21 protein-coding genes are annotated in these 21,000 nt (G+C 72.1%); 18 read left to right on the top strand and 3 right to left on the bottom strand.

Features of this window, described 5'->3' with window-relative positions:
- The first annotated feature begins 237 nt into the window (after positions 1–237).
- The 4 genes from ACNKF0_RS14850 to ACNKF0_RS14835 are packed head-to-tail and all read left to right on the top strand — an operon-like array spanning position 238 to position 4,433.
- The gene (locus ACNKF0_RS14850; protein WP_416953306.1) at positions 238–678 is read left to right on the top strand and encodes a YraN family protein; all 441 of its coding nucleotides are present in this window, start codon (positions 238–240) and stop codon (positions 676–678) included.
- The gene (locus ACNKF0_RS14845; protein ID WP_416953304.1) at positions 678–2,279 is read left to right on the top strand and encodes a YifB family Mg chelatase-like AAA ATPase; all 1,602 of its coding nucleotides are present in this window, start codon (positions 678–680) and stop codon (positions 2,277–2,279) included. Before ACNKF0_RS14850 ends, ACNKF0_RS14845 begins: the two co-directional genes overlap by 1 nt.
- The gene (dprA, locus tag ACNKF0_RS14840) at positions 2,276–3,451 is read left to right on the top strand and encodes a DNA-processing protein DprA (protein WP_416953302.1); all 1,176 of its coding nucleotides are present in this window, start codon (positions 2,276–2,278) and stop codon (positions 3,449–3,451) included. Before ACNKF0_RS14845 ends, dprA begins: the two co-directional genes overlap by 4 nt.
- 28 nt (positions 3,452–3,479) lie before the next feature.
- Positions 3,480–4,433, top strand: coding sequence for a tyrosine recombinase XerC (locus ACNKF0_RS14835; protein WP_416953300.1), 954 nt, complete (start codon positions 3,480–3,482; stop codon positions 4,431–4,433).
- A 124-nt stretch (positions 4,434–4,557) separates the two neighbouring features.
- On the opposite strand, the gene ACNKF0_RS14830 is transcribed toward ACNKF0_RS14835, so the two are convergent.
- Complete coding sequence (locus ACNKF0_RS14830) at positions 4,558–5,130, bottom strand: M23 family metallopeptidase (protein WP_416953298.1); 573 nt, start codon at positions 5,128–5,130, stop codon at positions 4,558–4,560.
- A gap of 431 nt (positions 5,131–5,561) precedes the next feature.
- Here ACNKF0_RS14830 and rpsB point away from each other — a divergent pair, with 431 nt between their 5' ends.
- The 10 genes from rpsB to ACNKF0_RS14780 all read left to right on the top strand — a co-directional run bounded on the left by rpsB (position 5,562) and on the right by ACNKF0_RS14780 (position 14,137).
- Complete coding sequence (gene rpsB, locus ACNKF0_RS14825) at positions 5,562–6,593, top strand: 30S ribosomal protein S2 (RefSeq protein WP_416953296.1); 1,032 nt, start codon at positions 5,562–5,564, stop codon at positions 6,591–6,593.
- Positions 6,594–6,708: 115 nt separating this feature from the next.
- Positions 6,709–7,521: a translation elongation factor Ts gene (gene tsf, locus ACNKF0_RS14820; protein ID WP_299924283.1), complete on the top strand. Its 813-nt coding sequence runs from the start codon at positions 6,709–6,711 to the stop codon at positions 7,519–7,521.
- Between the two features lie 137 nt (positions 7,522–7,658).
- Positions 7,659–8,378 (top strand): UMP kinase, encoded by a 720-nt coding sequence (gene pyrH / locus ACNKF0_RS14815; protein WP_299924280.1) that lies wholly within the window; start codon positions 7,659–7,661, stop codon positions 8,376–8,378.
- 64 nt (positions 8,379–8,442) lie between these two features.
- Positions 8,443–8,997 carry a ribosome recycling factor gene (gene frr / locus ACNKF0_RS14810; protein WP_416958537.1) on the top strand — a complete coding sequence of 185 codons (555 nt, stop codon included), beginning with the start codon at positions 8,443–8,445 and terminating at the stop codon, positions 8,995–8,997.
- A 10-nt stretch (positions 8,998–9,007) separates the two neighbouring features.
- The gene (locus ACNKF0_RS14805; protein ID WP_416953293.1) at positions 9,008–9,916 is read left to right on the top strand and encodes a phosphatidate cytidylyltransferase; all 909 of its coding nucleotides are present in this window, start codon (positions 9,008–9,010) and stop codon (positions 9,914–9,916) included.
- Positions 9,916–10,698, top strand: a complete 783-nt coding sequence (locus ACNKF0_RS14800) for an SDR family oxidoreductase (RefSeq protein ID WP_416953291.1) — start codon at positions 9,916–9,918, stop codon at positions 10,696–10,698. The genes ACNKF0_RS14805 and ACNKF0_RS14800 overlap by 1 nt, the downstream gene beginning before the upstream one ends.
- Positions 10,695–11,207: a histidine phosphatase family protein gene (locus tag ACNKF0_RS14795; RefSeq protein WP_416953289.1), complete on the top strand. Its 513-nt coding sequence runs from the start codon at positions 10,695–10,697 to the stop codon at positions 11,205–11,207. Before ACNKF0_RS14800 ends, ACNKF0_RS14795 begins: the two co-directional genes overlap by 4 nt.
- Positions 11,208–11,286: 79 nt before the next feature.
- Positions 11,287–11,634, top strand: a complete 348-nt coding sequence (locus tag ACNKF0_RS14790) for a hypothetical protein (RefSeq protein ID WP_416953287.1) — start codon at positions 11,287–11,289, stop codon at positions 11,632–11,634.
- Positions 11,635–11,687: 53 nt separating this feature from the next.
- Positions 11,688–12,812 carry a 23S rRNA (adenine(2503)-C(2))-methyltransferase RlmN gene (gene rlmN, locus ACNKF0_RS14785; protein ID WP_416953285.1) on the top strand — a complete coding sequence of 375 codons (1,125 nt, stop codon included), beginning with the start codon at positions 11,688–11,690 and terminating at the stop codon, positions 12,810–12,812.
- A 113-nt stretch (positions 12,813–12,925) separates the two neighbouring features.
- Complete coding sequence (locus tag ACNKF0_RS14780; RefSeq protein ID WP_416953283.1) at positions 12,926–14,137, top strand: glycosyltransferase family 4 protein; 1,212 nt, start codon at positions 12,926–12,928, stop codon at positions 14,135–14,137.
- Here the strand turns inward: ACNKF0_RS14780 and ACNKF0_RS14775 are convergent.
- Both ACNKF0_RS14775 and ACNKF0_RS14770 read right to left on the bottom strand, forming a co-directional pair.
- Complete coding sequence (locus ACNKF0_RS14775) at positions 14,103–15,209, bottom strand: LOG family protein (RefSeq protein WP_416953281.1); 1,107 nt, start codon at positions 15,207–15,209, stop codon at positions 14,103–14,105. The two genes, ACNKF0_RS14780 and ACNKF0_RS14775, sit on opposite strands and share 35 nt — an antisense overlap.
- 56 nt (positions 15,210–15,265) lie before the next feature.
- The gene (locus ACNKF0_RS14770) at positions 15,266–16,174 is read right to left on the bottom strand and encodes a serine protein kinase RIO (protein WP_416953279.1); all 909 of its coding nucleotides are present in this window, start codon (positions 16,172–16,174) and stop codon (positions 15,266–15,268) included.
- Positions 16,175–16,367: 193 nt separating this feature from the next.
- On the opposite strand from ACNKF0_RS14770, the gene ACNKF0_RS14765 reads away from it, so the two are divergent.
- The 4 genes from ACNKF0_RS14765 to ACNKF0_RS14750 are packed head-to-tail and all read left to right on the top strand — an operon-like array spanning position 16,368 to position 20,949.
- Complete coding sequence (locus ACNKF0_RS14765; RefSeq protein WP_416953277.1) at positions 16,368–17,822, top strand: M1 family metallopeptidase; 1,455 nt, start codon at positions 16,368–16,370, stop codon at positions 17,820–17,822.
- A gap of 2 nt (positions 17,823–17,824) precedes the next feature.
- Positions 17,825–18,433, top strand: a complete 609-nt coding sequence (locus tag ACNKF0_RS14760) for a hypothetical protein (protein WP_416953275.1) — start codon at positions 17,825–17,827, stop codon at positions 18,431–18,433.
- A gap of 46 nt (positions 18,434–18,479) precedes the next feature.
- Positions 18,480–19,565 carry a 1-deoxy-D-xylulose-5-phosphate reductoisomerase gene (dxr, locus tag ACNKF0_RS14755; RefSeq protein WP_416953273.1) on the top strand — a complete coding sequence of 362 codons (1,086 nt, stop codon included), beginning with the start codon at positions 18,480–18,482 and terminating at the stop codon, positions 19,563–19,565.
- A 37-nt stretch (positions 19,566–19,602) separates the two neighbouring features.
- Complete coding sequence (locus tag ACNKF0_RS14750) at positions 19,603–20,949, top strand: M50 family metallopeptidase (protein ID WP_416953271.1); 1,347 nt, start codon at positions 19,603–19,605, stop codon at positions 20,947–20,949.
- The last annotated feature ends 51 nt before the right edge of the window (positions 20,950–21,000 follow it).

Here is a 21,000-nt window from a genome sequence, read left to right as displayed (position 1 = left end):
TCCCCGCTCGAGCGGGGAGTCTGCCACTTCGCGGCCGTTGCAACCCCCACGAGGTGTCGGACCACCCCTCCAGGTCGAGCCGCCCGGCGCCGGTGATCGGCCGTACGCCGACGGGTCGGCGTGGCGGGGCCGACGTGGGTCGATGGCCACGAATCGTCCACAGACGGCTCCCAGCAGCCGTCCTCCACAGCCGTCGCACGACGCGGGCCACCACGGTCGGTACGTCACGGTGTGCTGGTGCCTTCCCGATCCCGCACGACCCGGAAGGCACCCACGATGGCCCGACGAGCTGCAGCTTCTCCTTTCGCCCTCGACCCCGCGGCCGAGCACCGTCGCCGGCTCGGCGAGCGCGGCGAGTCCATCGCGGCGCGACACCTGTGCGGGCTCGGGCTCGTCCTGCTCGACCGCAACTGGCGTTGCGACGCGGGCGAGATCGACCTGGTGCTGCGCGACGGCAACGTCCTGGTGATCTGTGAGGTCAAGACCCGCACCTCCACCGACTACGGCGAGCCGCTCGAGGCAGTCGACCAGCGCAAGGCCGACCGGCTGAGGCGGCTCGGGGCGCGGTGGCTCCTCGCGCACGACTGCCATCCCGACGACGTCCGCATCGACGTGGTGGGGGTCCTGACGCCGCGGGGCCGGCCGGTCGAGGTCGAGCACGTCGAGGGGGTCGGCTGATGGCCTTCGCGACCGCTCGCTCGCTGGCGCTCAAGGGCGCCGACGGCCACGTCATCGACGTCCAGGTCGACGTCTCCCCGGGCCTGGTCAGCACCACGATCGTCGGTCGGGTCGACAAGACCCTGTCCGAGGCGCGCGACCGGGTGCGGATGGCGATCAACAACGACTGCGGACGATGGCCGTCGACCAAACGGGTCACGATCCTGCTCGCGCCCGCCGACCTCCCCAAGAGCGGCACCCACTACGACCTCGCGATCGCGATGGCGGTCATGGCCGCAGACAAGAAGCACGACGAGCTGACGCCCGACCTGCTCGACGGCTGGGCGTTCATCGGCGAGCTGTCCGTCGCCGGGGCGCTGCGCCCGGTGGCCGGGGTGCTGCCCATGGTGATCGCCGCCGCCGCCCACGGCATCACCCGCGTCTTCGTGCCCGAGCCCCAGGCTGGCGAGGCCGGCCTCGTGCCCGGGATGACGGTCTTCGGTGTGAGGTCGCTGGCGCAGGTCTCCGCGGTGCTCCGCGGCGCCGAGGTGCCCGAGGCCGACCCGGTCGTCGGACCCTCGTCCAGCCCCCTCGCGACCTGGCGCGGGGAGGACCGTCTGGCCGACGTCGACCTGCGCGACCTCGACGGGCTCGAGGACGTCCGCTACGCCGTCGAGGTCGCCGCTGCAGGCGGCCATCCGACGATGCTGATCGGCCCGCGTGGCACCGGCAAGACGTCGATCGCCGAACGCATCCCGACGATCCTGCCCGACCTGACGACCGAGCAGGCTCTCGAGGTGACGGCGCTGCACTCGGTCGCGGGCGTGCTCCCGGAGGGGAGCGGGCTGGTGCGCCGTCCGCCGTGGTTCGCCCCGCACCACTCGGCGAGCGCCGCCAGCGTGCTGGGAGGCGGCACCGGACGGGTCCGGCCGGGCCAGGTGAGCCTGGCCCACCACGGTGTGCTCTTCCTCGACGAGTTCCCGCACTTCCGGGCCGACGTGGTCGAGGCGATGCGGCAGCCGCTCGAGTCGGGGGAGGTGACGATCGCCCGCGGCGAGGAGTCGGCCACCTACCCCGCGCGTTCGCTGGTGGTCCTGGCCGCCAATCCGTGTCCGTGCGGCAACTTCCACGGCCTGTCCGGCGGCAGCTGCGAGTGCAACGAGGTGCAGCGCTCCCACTACCGCCGCAAGCTCACGGGTCCGATCCTCGACCGGGTCGACATCTGGATGGACGTACGACCACAGGGCCGGCGCCGGGGGGCTTCCTTCGGCCCCGAGCCGGAGTCGTCCGCGGACGTGCGGGCCCGGGTCGTCGAGGCGAGGCTGCGCCAGGCCCGTCGCTACCGCGACTGCGCGTGGCTGCTCAACGCGTCCTGTCCAGGCCCGGTCCTGGTGGAGCGGTGGCCCCTGGAGCCCGGGGGGCAGCGGCTCATCGACAAGGAGCTGTCCGACGGCAAACTCACCCGGCGCGGTCTGACTCGCGTGCAGCGACTGGCCTGGACGGTGGCCGACTGTGCAGGGGTGGCGAGGCCGGGCGAGCGCGAGGCCGAGATCGCGTTGGTGCTGCGGTCCGACGACAGCGCGCGCTCCCTGCCGGCGCGCGTCGTGCGAGTGGCGTCATGAGTGGCGCACACCTGCGGTCCGCGCCGCCCGGCGACGAGCCGACGAGCCAGGTGCCCGAGCCTGAGCGCCTCGCCCGGGTGGCCCTGAGCTGCGCGGTGGAGCCCGGCGACGGCACCACGTCGTCGCTCGTCCGCCAGATGGGCGCGGAGCGCGCGCTGGAGAAGTCGCGGGCCGCGACCGGGGGCGAGCCCGGGGAGATGCTGGCGCAGAGGCTGGCCGAGGTCGACGCGGTCCGCCAGCTCGACCAGGCCGCGCGGTGCGGCATCCGCTTCCTCGTCCCGGGCGACCCCGAGTGGCCCACCAGTCTCGACCAGCTCGACGACGCCATCACCGTGGACGGGTTCGGAGGCACGCCTCCGGGCCTCTGGGTGAAGGGTCCGATGCCCCTCACCGAGCTCGCCACCTCGGTCGCCGTCGTCGGCTCACGAGCAGCGTCGGTCTACGGCGTGGAGATGGCCCGCGCGGTCTGCGAGCACCTCGCACTCTCCGGCGTGCCGGTCGTGTCGGGCGGCGCGCTCGGCATCGACTTCGAGGCTCACGACGCCACGCTGTCCGCCGACGGCGCCACGGCCGCCGTCCTGGCCTGCGGGGTGGACCGGGTCTACCCCCTGCAGAACCGGCCCCTCCTCCAGCACCTCGCCGCCGAGTTCGCTGTCGTGTCCGAGCAACCGCCGGGGTCGGCGCCGACGCGGCCGCGCTTCCTGGCCCGCAACCGGCTGATCGCCGCCATCACCAGCGGCACCGTCGTGGTCGAGGCGGCCCTGCGCAGTGGCGCCCTCAACACCGCCGGATGGGCCGAGAGCCTGCTCCGCCACGTGATGTGCGTGCCGGGTCCGGTCACCAGCTACACGTCCCGGGGCGTCAACAACTTCCTGCGTGAGGGCCGGGGCACCGTGGTCACCCACGGCTCCGAGGTGCTCGAGCTGATCGGTGCAGCGGGGGAGCACCTCGTCGACCCACCGCGGGGTGAGGAACGGCCGCGCGACGGGCTCACCCCGACCGAGCAGAACGTCGTGGAGTGGGTGCCGGTCAGCGAGCCGGCACAGGTCGACTCGATCTCACGCCTGTGCGGGCTCCCGCTCCGCACGACCGAGGGCGCCCTGCGCCGGCTGAGGTCGAAACGGTTCGTCCAGCTCACCGACGAGGGCTGGCGGCTCGCGCCTGACGTGTGAGACGCCGTCGCCCGCCTACGCTGCGGGGGTGAGCAAGCCCGAGGCCTCTGCGCAGGACCGCGGGGAGGACCTTCCCGAGTCCTTCGTCCGCCTCCTCGGCGACTACGAGCGACACCTCGTCTCCGAGCGCGACCTCGCCCCCCACACCGTGCGCGCCTACCTCGGCGACATCGCCGGACTGCTCGACCACTGCCAGCGGCTCGGCGTGAGCGACGTGGCGGACCTCGACCTGCGCGCCCTGCGCAGCTGGTTGGCGAGGCTGCAGACGACCGGCCGCAGCCGGACCACGATCGCGAGACGCGCCACCGCCGCCCGGGTCTTCACCGCCTGGCTGCACCGGACCGGACGACTGCCGACCGACCCCGGCGCCGCGCTCGGATCGCCCAAGAAGCACAAGACCCTCCCGCCGGTCCTGCGTGCCGACGAGGCCGAGGCGCTCATCCGGTCGGCCGCCGACCTCGCCGACGACGGCACCCCGGTCGGCGTACGCGACGTCGCGATGCTCGAGCTGCTCTACGCCACGGGGATCCGGGTGGGTGAGCTCGTCGGCCTCGACATCGACGACGTCGACGACGAACGCCGGGTCGTGCGCGTCTTCGGCAAGGGCCGCAAGGAACGCTCGGTGCCCTACGGCACTCCGGCCGGGCGGGCGATCGACCGCTGGCTGACCGCGGGTCGCCCGCGCCTGCTCGCGGCCGGCTCGGGTCCGGCGCTGTTCCTCGGGGTGCGCGGCCGGCGGATCGACCAGCGCGCGGTCCGTGACCTCGTGCACCGCCGCATCGCCGACGTACCCGGGGCTCCCGACATCGGACCGCACGGCCTGCGCCACACGGCCGCCACCCACCTGCTCGAGGGCGGCGCCGACCTGCGCTCGGTGCAGGAGCTCCTCGGCCACGCCTCCCTCGCGACCACGCAGCTCTACACCCACGTCACGACCGACCGGCTCCGCAAGGCCTACCAGCAGGCCCACCCCCGCGCCTGAGCAGAGACGCCCGGCGCAGCTCCGACTACGTCGTGCGAAGTCGCACCCATGGGTGCTGATCGGGATGACGCCCGGGTGGCGGGGTCGCGTCGGCGGTCCCGAGGTGGCGGGGAGGGGTGGCCGCTCAGGCGACCCAGTCCACCGGGCGGCGCCAGCGGGCGAGCGGAGGGCTCCACGGCAGCCGGACTGTGGCCGGCTCGTCGCGCCACAACGGAAGCAGGCGCACCGGGCCACCGCCGACGAGGGACAGGGGGTCGAGGTAGGTCTTGTCGTCGCCGTCGCCCTCCACCAGCCCCCAGTGCAGGCAGGCGGAGGGGAAGCAGTGGCTGTCGGTCACCACCATGCGGCCCAGCACGTCTCCGGCCGCCACCTCCTGCCCGCGCTCGACCGACGCCACGACCGGCTCGTACGTCGTACGTCGACCGCCGTGCAGCACGGTGACGACGGGCTTGCCCCCGATCGAGCCGGCGAAGCCGACCGTCCCGGGCAGGGCGGCGCGGACCGACTGGCCGGGGGACCCGGCCAGGTCGACGCCGCGGTGCCCGGCGGCATAGGGGTGGGGAGGTGGCTCGAAGTGACGGACGACGTCGGGACGGGGCTCGAGCGGCCACACGCCGGTCGGCTCGTCGGGGCCTGCGTGCACCGGCCCGGTGACGCCGAGCACCAGCAGGATGACCACTCCCAGGACGGTTCGCATCAGCCGATCCTGTGCCGGGCCCGGACGTTGCGCGAGCGGCGCCGACGACGGCTGTGGACGACGACCCCCGCACCCCGCTTGTGGACGTCCGGGGGCCACCGGATCGACGCTCGGCGCCCGCTCGGACGAGGCGCCGGCAGTGATTCGCCTCGCAGGGAACCTCTGGCCTACGATGTGCGGAGCAGTCCACCCGGACTGACTTCGCACGCTCGCTGACCGTGCCCGGGATGCTCCTCGATCCCGGACCACCCGCGGGCGTCGGTCCTCAGTTCCCACCAGCACCACCGGCGGGATCGGACCGGCGTGCGAGCGTCAGGGCTCCCGGCACCCGCCGGGCGCAGCAACTGAAAACAACAGGAGTCCGCTCCCGGTCCGCACCTGCCAGAAGGTCGGGCACATCGGTGAGCGACTCCGTCATCACAGGAGAACCCATGGCAGTCGTCACCATGCGCCAGCTGCTCGAGAGCGGCGTCCACTTCGGTCACCAGACCCGTCGTTGGAACCCCAAGATGAAGCGCTTCATCATGACCGAGCGCAACGGCATCTACATCATCGACCTGCAGCAGTCGCTCGCCTACATCGACCGCTCCTACGCCTTCGTCAAGGAGACCGTTGCCAAGGGCGGCGTCATCATGTTCGTCGGCACGAAGAAGCAGGCCCAGGAGGCCATCGCCGAGCAGGCGACGCGCGTCGGGATGCCCTACGTCAACCAGCGCTGGCTGGGCGGCATGCTCACCAACTTCCAGACCGTGCACCAGCGGATCAACCGCCTCAAGGAGCTCGACGAGATCGACTTCGACGACGTCGCGGGCTCCAACCGCACGAAGAAGGAGCTGCTGCAGATGCGGCGCGAGCGCACCAAGCTCGACAAGACGCTCGGCGGCATCCGTGACATGACCAAGGTCCCCTCCGCGGTGTGGATCGTCGACACCAACAAGGAGCACCTTGCCGTCGAGGAGGCCCGCAAGCTGCGGATCCCGATCATCGGCATCCTCGACTCCAACTGCGACCCCGACCTGGTCGACTTCCCGATCCCGGGCAACGACGACGCCATCCGCGCGGTCGGCCTGCTGACCCGCGTGGTCGCCGACGCCGTCGCCGAGGGCCTCATCGCCCGCTCCGGTGCCAAGGCCGGCGACGCCGACGAGTCCGTCGGTGCCGAGGAGCCCCTCGCCGAGTGGGAGCGCGAGCTCCTCGCCGGTGACGCCGAGAAGGCTGCCGCGACCGCCACCGGCGACGCCGCCGCCGAGACCCCGGCCTCCGAGGCCACCGGTGCCGCTGCCGAGGCCCCGCAGGCCGAGGCTGCCGCTGACGCTGCGACCGACGCCCCGGCCGACGCCGCCACCGAGGCGCCCGCCGAGGCCCCCGCCGAGACCGAGGCTGCTGCCACCGAGGCGCCCGCCGAGACCGAGGCTGCCGCCGCTGAGGCGCCCGCCGAGGCCGAGGCCGACAAGAAGGACTGATCAGGTCTCGCCGGCCGCGGGCTCACGTCCGCGGCCGGCGCCCTGAGTCGTCCCGCCCACCGCCGGGTCGCGCCGCGCCACCCCGCGAAACCCCTGGATCGAAGGAAGAAGGACCATGGCCAACTTCACCGCTGCCGACGTCAAGAAGCTCCGTGAGCTGACCCAGGCCGGGATGATGGACTGCAAGAAGGCGCTGACCGAGACGGACGGCGACTTCGACAAGGCCGTCGAGCTGCTCCGCGTCAAGGGTGCCGCCAAGGCTGCCGCCCGCGGTGCCGAGCGCGAGACCGCTGCAGGCCTCGTCGCCACCTCCGGCAACGCGCTGGTCGAGCTCAAGAGCGAGACCGACTTCGTCGCCAAGAACGAGGAGTTCATCGCCAAGGCGCAGCAGATCGCCGACGTCGCCGACTCCGTCAAGGCCGCCGACACCGAGGCCCTCAAGGCCGCTGAGCTCGACGGCAAGACCGTCGGCGAGGTCGTCCAGGACCTGGCCATCACCATCGGCGAGAAGATCGAGCTGGGCGACGTCGCCTACTTCGAGGGCACCACCGTCACCTACATGCACAAGCGTGCCGCCGACCTCCCGCCCGCCGTCGGCGTGCTCGTGGAGTTCGAGGGTGACGAGACCGCCGCCCGCGCCGCCGCGATGCAGATCGCAGCGATGAAGGCCCAGTACCTCACCCGCGACGAGGTCCCCGCCGAGATCGTCGAGTCCGAGCGCTCCATCGCCGAGCAGAAGACGCGCGAGGAGGGCAAGCCGGAGCAGGCGATCGCCAAGATCGTCGAGGGTCGTCTCGGCGGCTTCTACAAGGAGATCGTCCTGCTCGAGCAGGAGTCGGTCACCGAGTCCAAGAAGTCGGTCAAGGCCGTCCTGGACGAGGCCGGCACCACCGTGAAGCGGTTCGCCCGCTTCGAGGTCGGCGCCTGAGCCAGCTCCACCTGATCACCGACGAGGGGTCGTACGCCACCGGCGTACGGCCCCTCGTCGCGTCCGGGGTGGCGCGGGTTCGTCGGGCCCCGTGGGTTCCGGTAGGTTTCGGATGACCTACCCAGGCGCGCGAAGGGATGCACGTGGCGTACAAGCGAGTCCTGCTCAAACTCTCCGGTGAGGTGTTCGGCGGAGGCGAGGTGGGGTTGGACCTCGACGTCATCAACGCCCTTGCCGGCGAGGTGGCCGAGGTGGCCAAGTCGGGCGTCCAGATCGCGATCGTCGTGGGCGGAGGCAACTTCTTCCGCGGCGCCGAGCTCCAGCAGCGCGGCATGGAGCGGGCCCGCGCCGACTACATGGGCATGCTCGGCACGGTGATGAACTGCCTCGCGCTCCAGGACTTCATCGAGAAGCACGGCGTGGAGACGCGCGTGCAGACCGCCATCACGATGGGCCAGGTCGCCGAGCCCTACATCCCGCGCCGCGCGATCCGCCACATGGAGAAGGGCCGCGTCGTGATCTTCGGCGCCGGCGCCGGCATGCCGTTCTTCTCCACCGACACCGTGGCCGCCCAGCGGGCGCTGGAGACGCGCTGCGAGGTGATCCTGATGGGCAAGCAGGGTGTCGACGGGGTCTACGACTCCGACCCCAAGACCAACCCCGACGCGGTGAAGTTCGACCAGCTCAGCTACGACGAGTACCTCGCGCGCGACCTCAAGGTCGCCGACGCCACCGGTATCGCCATGGCCCGCGACAACAAGATGGACATCGTCTTCTTCAACCTCTCCACCGCAGGCACGATCGGGCGCGCGGTGCGGGGTGAGAAGATCGGCACGCTGGTGAGCAGCACGGCCTGACCGGGGCCTGCCCCACCTGCCTGCGCACCCGCACCACGACGTACGAGGAGAGAGAGCAACCGTGATCAACGACGTCATGAAGGACGCCGACGCCAAGATGGGCAAGTCTGTCGAGGCGACGCGCGAGGAGTTCGCCGCCATCCGGGCCGGCCGTGCCAACCCGGCCATGTTCGCCAAGATCACGGCCGACTACTACGGCACCCAGACCCCGCTGCAGCAGCTGGCGAGCTTCACCTCCCAGGATGCGCGCACCATCTTGATCCAGCCCTTCGACATCGGCGCGATGGGTGCCATCGAGCGTGCGATCCGCGACTCCGACCTGGGGGTCAACCCGGCCAACGACGGCAAGGTGCTGCGCTGCGTCTTCCCCGAGCTGACCGAGGAGCGCCGCAAGGAGTACATCAAGATCGCCAAGGCGAAGGCCGAGGACGGCCGCGTGTCGGTGCGCAACATCCGTCGCACCGCCAAGCAGGGCCTGGAGAAGCTCGAGAAGGACGGCGAGGTCGGCAAGGACGACGTCACCGGCGCGGAGAAGCGTCTCGACGGGATGACGAAGACGCACACCGACAAGATCGACGAGCTCCTCAAGCACAAGGAAGCCGAGCTCCTCGAGGTCTGAGCGCCCACCGATGACCTCTTCCGACCCGTCCGCACCGGGCGCGCCCGAGCCGCCGTCCGAGGCGATCAAGAAGGACCACGGCCGCGCCGGCCGTGACCTTCCCACCGCGATCGGCTCGGCGGTGGTGCTGGTCGGGGCCATCCTGCTCTCGCTGCTGTTCTGGAAGACCGCCTTCATGGCGATCGTGGCCGCAGCCGTGGTCGTGGCGATCTGGGAGCTGCACAAGGGCCTCGGGGCCAAGGACATCGACATCCCCGAGCAGCCACTCATGCTCGGTGGCGTCGTGATGGTGGTCGTCGCCTACTTCTACGGCGCCCCGGCGCTGGTGACCGCGACTGCGGTGACGGCGCTCGTGATCATGCTGTGGCTGTTGCGGCGCGGCGTCGACGGCTACGTGAAGAACGCCACCGCGGCGGTCTTCACGCTCGTCTACGTCCCGTTCCTCGGCTCGTTCGTGGCACTGCTGCTCTCCGAGGGCGGTCACAACCCGGCGTTCGGCCTCGACGTCGACGACCAGGGGGTGCGCGGCATCATCACCTTCATCGCCATCACCGTCGCCTCCGACACCGGCGGCTACGTCGCCGGCGTGCTGTTCGGCAAGCACCCGATGGCACCGGTCATCTCGCCCAAGAAGTCCTGGGAGGGCTTCGCCGGGTCCATGGTCGCGACCATCGCGGTCGGCGTCTGGTTGGTGTCCTCGTTCCTCGGCGGCGACTGGTGGGTCGGCGTCCTCCTCGGGGTGATCGCCGCGGTCATGGCGACCCTCGGCGACCTGTGCGAGTCGGTGATGAAGCGTGACCTCGGGATCAAGGACATGAGCCAGGTCATCCCCGGCCACGGCGGCCTGATGGACCGCCTCGACTCGCTGCTGGCCACGGTCGCGCCGATCTGGCTGGTCCTCTACTACCTCGTCTCCTGATGCGGTTGCTGGTGACCGGTGGCCGCACCGGCTACCTGGGGCGCCACGTCGTCGCGGCCGCAGCCGGTCACGAGGTCGTCGCGGTCGGCTCTGCGGAGGCCGACGTACGCGACCCGGTGGCGGTCGACGCGCTGCTCGGGCGACACCGCCCTGACGCCGTCGTCCACACCGCCTACGTGCAGTCGGACCCCGAGGTCACGGGCACCGGAGCCGGCCACGTGGCACACGCGGCCGCCCGGCACGGCGCCAGGTTCGTGCTCGTCTCCAGCGACGTCGTGTTCGGCGGCTCCGGCCGGCCCTACGACGAGACGGCCGTGCCGGACCCCGTCTCGGCGTACGGCGCGGCGAAGGTCGCGGCCGAGCGGGCGGCGCTCGACTCCGGCGCCGACGTCGTGGTGGGCAGGACGTCCCTGATCCTCGGCGACGGGGCGTCGAAGCACGAGAGGCTGTTCCACGAGATGGCCTGCGGTGCGGGTGGTGCGCTGTTCGAGGACGAGCGCCGCTGCCCGGTGCACGTCGGGGACCTGGCCGCGGCCCTCGTCGAGCTCGCCGGCAACGGCATCCGCGGCGTGCTGCACCTCGGCGGCGCCGATGCCGTGAGCCGGCTCGAGCTCGGTCGGCTCGTCGCCCGCCGCGACGGCCTCGATCCCGCCGCCCTCCGTGGCGGCCGCCGGGCCGACCTCCCCGAGCCCGGTCCCATCGACGTACGCCTCGACTCCAGGCTGGCGGCGTCCCTGCTCACCACCCGCCTGCGCGGAGCGAAGGAGTTCCTGGCCCCGTGACCCTCCACCTCGTCCGCCACGGACGCCCGGCCATGACCCCCGGCGTGCCCGCCGCCGCGTGGGACCTCGACCCCACGGCGTACGACGACGTGTGGGCGCTGCGCTCCTCGGGCCTGCTCCCGGCGCGGGCGGCGTGGTTCACCTCGCCGGAGCCCAAGGCGGTGCAGACCGCCCAGCTGCTCTCGGATGCGGAGGTCGGCGTGCTCGACGACCTCCGCGAGCACGAGCGGACGGGGGAGTGGGTGGACGACTTCGCCGGCGCGGTGCGTCGCGCCTTCGAGCACCCGGACGTGGCTGCGCTGGGCGGCTGGGAGCCGCTCGACGCCTGCCGGGAGCGGGTCGTCGCCGCCGTACGCCGGGTCCTCGACGTGCACGGCAGCGACGACGTGGTGCTCGTCGGCCATGGCACGGCGTGGACGCTGGTCGTCGCGGACCTGACCGGCGAGCCGCCGGACCTCGAGCGGTGGGCGGGGCTCGCGATGCCGGACCTGTTGGTCGTCGACGTCTGAGGGACAGGTCGTCCCTGCCGCCGAGCGGGCCCCGCGTGCCCAGCGCGGGCCGCCGGTGCCGAACGCCTAGGCTGGTCCCGTGGAGACAGAACAGGTCCGGGAGCCCGCGGAGGCGCCCGAGGAGCAGCTCGGGTGGTGGCACCACAGCCACCCCACGTTCGCGGGCATCACCGGCTTCTTCGCCGGGATGCTCTTCGTCACCGCCCTGCCGGGCGCCTTCGCGGGGCTGCTGCGACTGCTGTTCAGCTATGAGACCGCAGAGCGGCTCTTCCCGTTCGTGCTCCTCGCGCTCGCCGTGCCGATCGCGATGCTCGTGATGCGCAAGACCCGCCGCTTCGCCCAGTTCATGTTCGTGGGCATGATCGTCACCGCTCTCGTCGTCGGTGGCGTCGCCTCCCTGGTCCTCTACTTCATGGTCGACGCCTGACGCTCGACCCGCTGAATGGCCCCCGCGCCCGGGGGATGGGAGGATCGGGGGCGATGACCGAGCCGATCAAGACCCTTCCCCTCGTCATGGACGAGCCGCGCGGCCGCAAGAAGCCGCCGCCGCACCTGGCCGACCTCGACGAGGCGGGCCGCAAGGCACGCCTCGAGGAGATGGGCCTGCCCGGCTTCCGGGCCAAGCAGCTCTCGAACCACTACTTCGCGCGCCTCGTCGACGACCCGGCCGAGATGACCGACCTGCCTGCCGGCCAGCGCGACGACCTCGTCGCCGCGCTGCTGCCCGACCTGATGACGCCGCTGCGCACGATGGAGGCCGACCGGGGCACCACGCGCAAGACGCTCTGGAAGCTCTTCGACGGTGCCCTGGTCGAGTCGGTGCTCATGCGCTACCCCGACCGCGCCACGGTGTGCGTGTCCAGCCAGGCTGGCTGCGGCATGGCCTGCCCGTTCTGCGCCACCGGGATGGGCGGCCTGCAGCGCAACATGTCGACCGCCGAGATCGTCGAGCAGGTCGTCGCCGGCGCCCGTTCGCTGGCCCGCGGCGAGGTGCCCGGTGGGCCGGGTCGCGTGTCCAACGTCGTGTTCATGGGCATGGGTGAGCCGCTCGCCAACTACAAGGCCGTGGTCGGTGCCGTACGCCGCCTCACGGACCCGTCGCCGGCCGGCCTCGGCATGAGCGCCCGCGGCATCACCGTCTCGACGGTGGGCCTCGTGCCCCGCATCCGGCAGCTCACCGAGGAGGGCATCCCGGTCACCCTCGCCCTCAGCCTGCACGCCCCCGACGACGAGCTGCGCAACGAGCTGGTGCCGATCAACACCCGCTTCTCGGTCGCCGAGACCGTCGAGGCGGCCTGGGACTACGCCCGCGTCACCAAGCGGCGTGTGTCCATCGAGTACGCCATGATGCGCGGCATCAACGACCAGGCGCACCGCGCCGACCTGCTCGCCGACGTGCTCAACTCGTACGGCGACTGGGGCTGGGTGCACGTCAACCTGATCCCGCTCAACCCGATCGAGGGCTCGAAGTGGACGGCGTCCGACCCGGCCGACGAGCGGGAGTTCGTCCGCCGCCTCGAGGCCAAGGGCATCCCGACCACGGTCCGCGACACGCGCGGGCGTGAGATCGACGGGGCCTGCGGCCAGCTCGCGGCCAAGGAGTAGCCCGAGCAGCTTGGGGAGCGGTCCCGGAGCGGTTCCGGAGCGTCGGTGACCGTTCACGTGTCGTCTGCCCGGACGGGACGTGGCGTTGCGGCGCGCTCCCTAGCGTCCGTGGCATGGACCTGCTCGAGAGGCGGCGTCGCAGCCGCACCGCACCGGCCACCCTCGTCCACCTCCCCGGCGACCGCCACGCCTCCGCACCACGGCTCCGCGTCCTCGTGGTCACCGAGTCCTTCCTGCCCCAGGTCAACGGCGTCACGAACTCCGTGCGCCGGGTGCTGGAGCACCTGGCCGCCGAGGGCCACGCAGCCGAGCTGGTCGCACCGACCGGCCCGGCGACGTACGCCGGCTTCCCCGTCACCCACGCGCGGGGCGCCAGCCTGCCGTTCTACGCAGACTTCCGGATCGGGCTGGAGACCCGTCGGCGGCTGCGCTCGACGATGGAGCGGTTCCGCCCGGACGTGGTGCACATCGCCTCACCCGCGACGCTCGGCCACCAGGCCGCGCGGGCGGCCCGGTCGCTCGACATCCCCACGGTGGCGATCTACCAGACCGACCTGGTCGGGTTCGCCCAGCGCTACGGCGTGCCGGGCGGCGCCCGGACGATGGAGGCGCTGACCCGCCGCATCCACCTCGGCGTGGACCGCACCCTGGCCCCCTCGACCGCGAGCATCGACCAGCTCGCCCGACTGGGCGTGGACGCCGTCGCTCGTTGGCCGCGGGGCGTGGACCAGGTGCTGTTCACGCCGGCCCGTCGCGACGAGGCCCTCCACGCCGAGCTCGCCCCACGCGGCGAGGCGCTCGTGGGGTACGTCGGACGCCTGGCCGCCGAGAAGGAGCTCGAGCTGCTCGCCCACGTCGACCGGCTCCCGGGCGTCCGCCTCGTGCTGGTCGGCGGCGGACCCGAGGAGGCCCGCCTGCGGACACTGCTCCCCGGTGCGGCGTTCCTCGGCGTCCTGCACGGCGACGAGCTCGCCCGGGCCTACGCCACCCTCGACGTCTTCGTGCACACCGGCCGCCACGAGACCTACTGCCAGTCCGCCCAGGAGGCCCTGGCCAGCGGCGTGCCGGTGGTCGCGCCGCGCTCGGGCGGGCCGATCGACGTCGTGGCCGACACCGTCGCCGGCCACCTCTACGAGCCCGGTGACGCCGCGGAGCTGGTGGCGCACGTCCAACGCCTCGTCACGCACCCGGTGCTCCGGCGCAGGATGGCGCTCGCCGCCCGCCAGAGCGTGCAGGGGCGGACCTGGCAGGCGGTCAACGAGCTGCTCGTCGACCATTACCGCGACGTCATCACGCCGGCAACGAGCCGCCGTCGCGCTGGCTGACCGTGTCCCGCACGACCTCCACCGCCTCCTCGACACTGTCGACGAGGTGGACGTGCGGCTCCATCACCCGGCCGGCGGCCAGCGCCTTCAGCAGCGGCCACACCGGCAGCTCCTCGGTCCAGTAGCGACGCCCGAGCAGCACCATGGGAGCCACGGCGGTGCGGCCGGCGTAGTAGTTCTCGCAGGCGTCCTGGAAGATCTCCTGAACCGTGCCACCCGCTCCCGGCAGGAACACGATGCCCGCCGTGCACACCTCGAGCAGCAGCGCCTCGCGCGGGGCGTTGGCGAAGAACTTCGCGATCGAGGTGGCGAAGACGTTGGGCGGCTCGTGGCCGTAGTGCCACGTGGGGATGCCGAGCGACTCCCGGCCGTCGGTGGTCTCGCCCACGACGTCGAGAGCGACCCGCGCCCAGGCGCCCACGTCGGGCTGGAACGAAGGGACCGTGGCGAGACGGGCCAGCGCGCCGTCGAGGCCGTCGGGCAGGAACGCACCCAGGTTGGCCGCCTCCATGGCCCCCGGCCCGCCGCCGGTGGCCACGGTCAGGTGGTCGCCCAGCGCGTGGCCGAGTCGGGCGGCCGCGGCGTACGCCGTGCTGCCGCGCTCGAGGGCGTGCCCGCCCATGACGCCCACGACGTCACGGTCCGCCACCCACGCGGCCAGGGCCGCGTCGACGTGGTGGTCGTGCAGCGCCATCGCGAGCGCGTCCTCGGGACTGGTGCCGTGCCGCGACCAGGCGTAGGTGCGCGCGTCGAGGGTGTCGTCGTAGCGCGGTGCGTCGTAGAGGTCGCCGGGGGAGTAAAGCGTGGCCCTGTAGGTGTCGACCGGGATGCCGGGGATGTCGGGCAGCACGATCGCCCCGGCACGGCGTACGTCGTCGTCGTAGCCGTCGGCGAACTCGCAGCCGAGGAACAGGGCCTGGCCCAGCGACCGCTCCAGCAGCGCCGGTCCGCGCTCGGTCAGGTCGAGCCCGACCACGCGCCAGCCCGTGAGCGACTGCGCACCACCCGCCAGCCTCCGGTCGAGGTCGGCCAGGGTCGTGACGTCGACGACGCGTCCGTGGGAGTGCTTCACGGGGCCAAACCTAAGGTGCTCGCCCTCGAGCCTCCTGACCCGAGGGCGAGCCTGCCCTAGAAGGCGTGCGCCATCAGCTCGCCGAACAGCTCCTGCTCGTCGACCGCGAGCCCGCGCGAGCGGAACCACGCGCACATGTTGGCGCAGTCGCGCAGCAGGAAGTCCATGCCGCGTGGGTTGCCGACGAGGTCCACCATCTGCGGCAGGTCGATGATCACCAGCCGCTCGCCCGCCGCCAGGGTGTTGTAGGGCGACAGGTCGCCGTGCACCAGGCCGGCCTGGACGAGCGTGGTGAGCGCGTCGCGCAGCTGCTCGTAGAAGCCCTCGACGACCGACCGCTCCGGGCGGACCTGGGCCACGCGGGGCGCGGTCTCGGTCTCCCCGTCGACGGTGACCGTGATCCACTCCATGAGGATCTCGGTCTCGTCGATCTGCACCGGGTAGGGGACGGGCAGGCCGAGCTCCCAGCAGCGACGCAGGGCGTTCCACTCCGAGACGGCCCACTCGCCGGCCGCGACCTGCTTGCCCCACGTGGACTTGCGCTTGAGCGCGCGGTTGTCGCGGGAGCGTTTCATCGATCGGCCCTCGGTGTAGGAGGCCGCCCGGTGGAACGTGCGGTGGTCGGTGTCGCGGTAGCGCTTGGCGGCCATCACGACGGCGGTCTCCGGGCGGTGCGGGTCCTCGCGCTCGAGGAGGAAGACGTCGGCCTCCTTGCCGGTCTTGAGGACGCCGAGCTCGGTGTCGATGGCGCCGCTGGAGGTCACGACCCAGTCGGGGCGCGGTTCCGGACCCTTCATCAGGGCCTCGAGGTCCTCCCAGCGGGACCAGCGCTGACCCTCGCCGAGCTCGTCGGCGTAGGTGTCGTAGGTGAAGACGAACGACTCGTCGATGCCCTCGAGGGGCGACCGGTCGTCAGGCCGGAGGAAGTCCTCCGGGAAGGATGGATCGGTGTAGAGGTGCGACAACGTAGGTGCTCCGTGTGTGCGAGAGGTGGTCGGCGGGCAGGCCGAGGACAGCGATCGACATGTCACGGCTCCTCTCGTCTCACGGCACCGGCTCGGGTCGGCACGGTGGAATGCACGCACGCGGCGGGCACTGCCCATCGTCGCTGCGTCAGGAGCGCCAGCGCAACGCAATTAACCGCGCTAGGTTCGGACGGTGACCACGCGCCCGCACCGAACCGTCCGTCCCGCCCTGTCCGCCGCGCTCGCCACCGTGCTGGCTGCCGGGCTCGGCGTCGGGATCGGTGGCGCGGCGTCGACCGCGCACGCCACTGCCGCGCCCGTCGACGGGGCGTCCGGCATCGGCGACCCCTACTGGCCGCTCGACGGCAACGGTGGCATCGACGTGGCCACCTACAAGATCTCCAACCGCTACGACCTCGAGACGAAGCGGCTCAGCGGCCGCACGGCGATCGACCTGACGGCGACCCAGGACCTCGCCAGCTTCTCCCTCGACTTCCTCCTCAAGGTCTCAAAGGTGACTGTCGACGGCGAGAAGGCTCGGTTCGCGAAGACCGACGGCGGGCACGAGCTGCGGATCACCCCGGACCGTCCGCTCGCGGCCGGCAGCAGGCACACGGTCGTGGTGTCGTACGCCGACCGCCCGGCGCGACACTCGTACGCCGGGGAGCGGAACTGGCTGGCCAGCAAGCACGAGGTCATCACGATGAACGAGCCGCACATGGCTCCGTGGTGGTTCCCCGCCAACGACCACCCGCTCGACAAGGCCGTCGTCGACGTGAAGGTCCGCGTGCCCAACGGCCGCGAGGTCGTCTCCAACGGCAAGCTGCGCGACCGTGAGGTGGGCAGGACGTCGACCCAGTGGCACTGGCGGGCCGACGAGCCGATGGTGCCCTACCTCGCGTTCTTCGCCGCGGGCGACTTCGCGATCGAGAAGGGCACGCACCGCGGGCTGCCGTGGCTCGTCGCTGTCTCGGAGCGACTGGACGAGCGCGACCAGGCGGCCAGCATGCGGCTGATGAAGAAGACCCCGACGGTCGTCGCCGGGCTCGAGAAGGACCTCGGCGACTACCCGTTCTCGGTCGTCGGCGGCATCACCACCGGCCTCAACCCGGGCTTCGCCCTGGAGAACCAGACCCGGCCCACCTACCCCGCGGTCGGCGCGAGCGCGACCAGCCTCGTCGTCCACGAGCTCGCCCACCAGTGGTTCGGTGACGACATCGCGGTCGAGCGCTGGTCCGACATCTGGCTCAACGAGGGCTTCGCCACCTTCATGGAGTGGCGCTGGACCGAGACGCACGGCGGCCGCTCCGGCGCCGCGATCCTGCGCAGCTACTACGACAACGTCGACGCGACCTCGGCCTTCTGGCAGGTGGTGGTCGGCGACCCGGGGGCGGCCAAGGTCTTCGACGGCGCGGTCTACGGCCGCGGCGCCATGACGCTGCAGGCGCTGCGCAACCGGGTCGGCGACGACGCCTTCTGGCAGGTCGTCCGCACCTGGATCCGCGAGCAGCGCGGCGGCAACGGCTCCACCGCGGAGTTCGAGGAGGTGGCCGCCCGGGTGAGCGGGCAGGACCTGGGCGCCTTCTTCGACGCCTGGCTTCGCACGCCCGCCAAGCCGGCCGCCACCGCCGACAACGGGATCGGCTGACGATGACGAGCGAGACGACGGACGTGACCTGGTTCCGGGCGCCCACCGACGACCACCCCGGCCTCCTCAACGCCTGCTACAACGCCCTCGACCTCCACGTCGTCCGCGGCCGTGCCGACGACGTCGCGGCGCACCTCGACGGCTCGGAGCGCACCTTCGCGTGGCTGCTCACCGAGGTCGCCGCGTGCGCCGGGGTGATGCGTGCCTTCGGCGTGGACGTCGGGGACCAGGTCGCCGTCGGGTCCCTGCCGCAGGGCGCCGGCGTCGTCACTGCGCTCGCGGCCGCCCGCGTCGGCGCCCTGGCGCAGTACGACGACTCGCCCGGCGCGACCGGGAAGGTGGTCGTCCGCAGCGGCCCGGACGGTGTGGTGTTCGCGGTCGACGAGGAGGCCGTCCCGTGGGACGTCGCCATGCGCGCCGGCCGCACCGACCCGTCCGGGTGCGCCGACGTACCCGGCGACGCGGTGCTCGCCCGGCACGGTGCCGACACGCTCACGGTCCTGGCCGCCCTCGGCGCGCCGGACGACCACACGCTGCCGGTGCCGGCCGGGGCCACGCTCGTCGAGGTCGGCGGGCTGAGGTTCTGGTCGTTCGACGCGCCGGAGGGCTGAACCCGGCGCGCGCGGTCCGCGCGCGGCGTCCTGACAGACTGGCGCGGTGACTGCCCGCGACATCGTCATCCTCGGCTCGACCGGGTCCATCGGCACCCAGGCGCTCGACCTCGTCCGTGCCCACCCCGACCGCTTCCGGGTCGTCGGGCTCACTGCCGGCGGGTCGAACCCCGAGCTGTTCGAGGCCCAGGTCGCGGAGTTCGCACCGGGGTACTCCGGGCTGGGGGAGGAGGCGTCCACCGAGGCCGCCGGCCGACCGTGCGACGTGGTCCTCAACGGCATCACCGGCGCGGTCGGGCTCCGGCCCACCCTCGCGGCGCTCGACGCGGGCACCACGCTCGCCCTGGCCAACAAGGAGTCGCTCATCATCGGCGGCCCGCTGGTGAAGGAGCGCGCGCGGCCGGGGCAGATCGTGCCGGTCGACTCCGAGCACAGCGCCATCGCCCAGAGCCTGCGCGCCGGCTCCGCCGAGGAGGTACGCCGACTCGTCCTGACCGCGTCCGGCGGCCCCTTCCGCGGGCGCACGGCGGACGAGCTGGCCGACGTCACGCCCGAGCAGGCCCTCGCCCACCCCAACTTCGCGATGGGTCGCGTCATCACCACCAACTCCGCCACGCTCGTCAACAAGGGACTCGAGGTGATCGAGGCGCACCTGCTCTTCGACATCCCCTTCGACAGGATTGACGTCGTCGTCCACCCGCAGCAGCTGATCCACTCGATGGTCGAGTTCGTCGACGGCGCCGTGGTGGCCCAGCTCGGCCTGCCGACCATGCTGGTCCCGATCTCGCTCGGGATGGGCTGGCCCGACCGGGTCCCCGACGCGGAGACGCCGATCGACTGGACGAAGGCCGCCGACTGGCGCTTCGAGCCGCTCGACGACGTGGTCTTCCCCGCCGTCACCCTCGCTCGGACCGCGGGGGAGCGCGGCGGCACCGCGCCCGCGGTCTACAACGCCGCCAACGAGGTCGCCGTCGACGCCTTCCACGAGGGGCGGCTGGGATTCCCCGACATCGTCTCCACGGTGGCACACGTCCTTGACCGCCACGACGTACCATCGAAGGAGCACCTCTCCGTCGACGACGTCCTCGCCGCGGACGCCTGGGCGCGAGCCGAGGCCGCGTCCCTCATCTGACGCTCCACCCGACCCCACCCGAGAAGGACCTCCACGCATGTCCGCCCTGCTCTACACCTTGGGTGTCGTCGCCTTCGTCCTGGCGATCCTCGTCTCCATCGGGCTGCACGAGTTCGGGCACCTCGTGCCGGCGAAGAAGTTCGGCTGCAAGGTGCCGCAGTGGTTCATCGGCTTCGGCCCGACGGTGTGGAGCAAGCAGATCGGCGACACCGAGTACGGCGTCAAGGCGATCCCGCTCGGCGGCTACGTCAAGATCGTCGGGATGCTGCCCCCGGGTGCGGAGGACCTCGTCGAGGAGACGACGTACGACGAGGACGGCGAGGCGGTCCACAAGGTCCGGCGCTCCAACACGGGCATGTTCACCCAGCTGATCTCCGACGCCCGCGCCGCGGAGTGGGAGTACGTCAAGGAGCACGACACCGACCGGCTCTTCTACCGCCTCGTGTGGTGGAAGAAGGTGATCGTGATGGCGGGCGGGCCGATGGTCAACATCGCCATCGCGTTCGGGCTCTTCACGCTGCTCTTCGCGACCTACGGCAACCCCCGCGACGAGGTCGTCGAGCCCGTCGTGGCCGCCGTGCCCGAGTGCGTGGTGCCGGTCGAGGACCAGGGCCGGGCGTGCACCGCCGACGACCCGCCCACCCCCGCCAAGGAGGCGGGGATCCGCCCCGGCGACGAGATCCTCAGCTTCAACGGCACGCCCTTCCGTGACTGGGACAGCTTCCAGTCGCAGATCCGCGCCAACGCCGACGGCGACGCCGTCATCGAGGTCCGCCGCGGCGACGAGCAGCTCACGCTGACGACCAACACGACCGTCACGCTGCGCCAGACGTCGATCGAGGACCGCACCCTCACCGAGGTCGGCTTCCTCGGCGTGCAGCCGGATTCCCGCCTCGAGACCGGCGGCCTGCTCTACACGACCGAGCAGATGGGGACGATGACGGTCGAGACGGTCCAGGCGCTCGGCCAGCTGCCGGTCAAGGTCTACGAGGTCGGGCGCGCGATCGTCGGGCTGCAGGAGCGCGACCCCGAGAGCCCGGTGTCGATCGTGGGCGGCGGCCGCTTCGCCGGCGAGGCGGCGTCGGCCGAGGCCTTCCCGGTCATGGACAAGATCGTGACGCTGCTGTTCCTCATCGCGAGCTTCAACTTCTTCATCGGCATGTTCAACTTCGTGCCGCTGCTGCCCCTCGACGGCGGCCACATCGCGGGTGCCCTCTACGAAGGCCTCAAGCGCGGCCTCGCCCGCCTCCTCGGGCGCCCGGACCCCGGGCACGTCGACGTCGCCAAGCTGCTTCCGGTGGCCTACGTCGTGGGGCTCGCGATGCTGGTGATGGGCGTGGTCCTCATCGTCGCGGACATCGTCGTACCCCTGCGACTGAGCTGAGCGAGCCGGCCCAGGCCGCCCGGGTTGGTCGGGGGGTGGTCCACACCACTC

The organism is Nocardioides sp. T5, from assembly GCF_048161455.1.
In the GTDB taxonomy this organism is placed as follows: Bacteria; Actinomycetota; Actinomycetes; order Propionibacteriales; family Nocardioidaceae; genus Nocardioides.
The sequence above is the reverse complement of the archived record's forward strand: the minus strand, read 5'-3'. Positions and strand labels throughout refer to the sequence as shown.

Coding starts and splice junctions, on each gene's coding strand:
- ACNKF0_RS14800 (WP_416953291.1), top strand. CDS start 9,916: ATGCGGTTGCTGGTGACCGGTGGCCGCACCGGCTACCTGGGGCGCCAC.
- dprA (WP_416953302.1), top strand. CDS start 2,276: ATGAGTGGCGCACACCTGCGGTCCGCGCCGCCCGGCGACGAGCCGACG.
- pyrH (WP_299924280.1), top strand. CDS start 7,659: ATGCACGTGGCGTACAAGCGAGTCCTGCTCAAACTCTCCGGTGAGGTG.
- rlmN (WP_416953285.1), top strand. CDS start 11,688: ATGACCGAGCCGATCAAGACCCTTCCCCTCGTCATGGACGAGCCGCGC.
- ACNKF0_RS14845 (WP_416953304.1), top strand. CDS start 678: ATGGCCTTCGCGACCGCTCGCTCGCTGGCGCTCAAGGGCGCCGACGGC.
- ACNKF0_RS14750 (WP_416953271.1), top strand. CDS start 19,603: ATGTCCGCCCTGCTCTACACCTTGGGTGTCGTCGCCTTCGTCCTGGCG.
- ACNKF0_RS14830 (WP_416953298.1), bottom strand. CDS start 5,130: ATGCGAACCGTCCTGGGAGTGGTCATCCTGCTGGTGCTCGGCGTCACC.
- ACNKF0_RS14760 (WP_416953275.1), top strand. CDS start 17,825: ATGACGAGCGAGACGACGGACGTGACCTGGTTCCGGGCGCCCACCGAC.
- ACNKF0_RS14780 (WP_416953283.1), top strand. CDS start 12,926: ATGGACCTGCTCGAGAGGCGGCGTCGCAGCCGCACCGCACCGGCCACC.
- ACNKF0_RS14805 (WP_416953293.1), top strand. CDS start 9,008: ATGACCTCTTCCGACCCGTCCGCACCGGGCGCGCCCGAGCCGCCGTCC.
- rpsB (WP_416953296.1), top strand. CDS start 5,562: ATGGCAGTCGTCACCATGCGCCAGCTGCTCGAGAGCGGCGTCCACTTC.
- tsf (WP_299924283.1), top strand. CDS start 6,709: ATGGCCAACTTCACCGCTGCCGACGTCAAGAAGCTCCGTGAGCTGACC.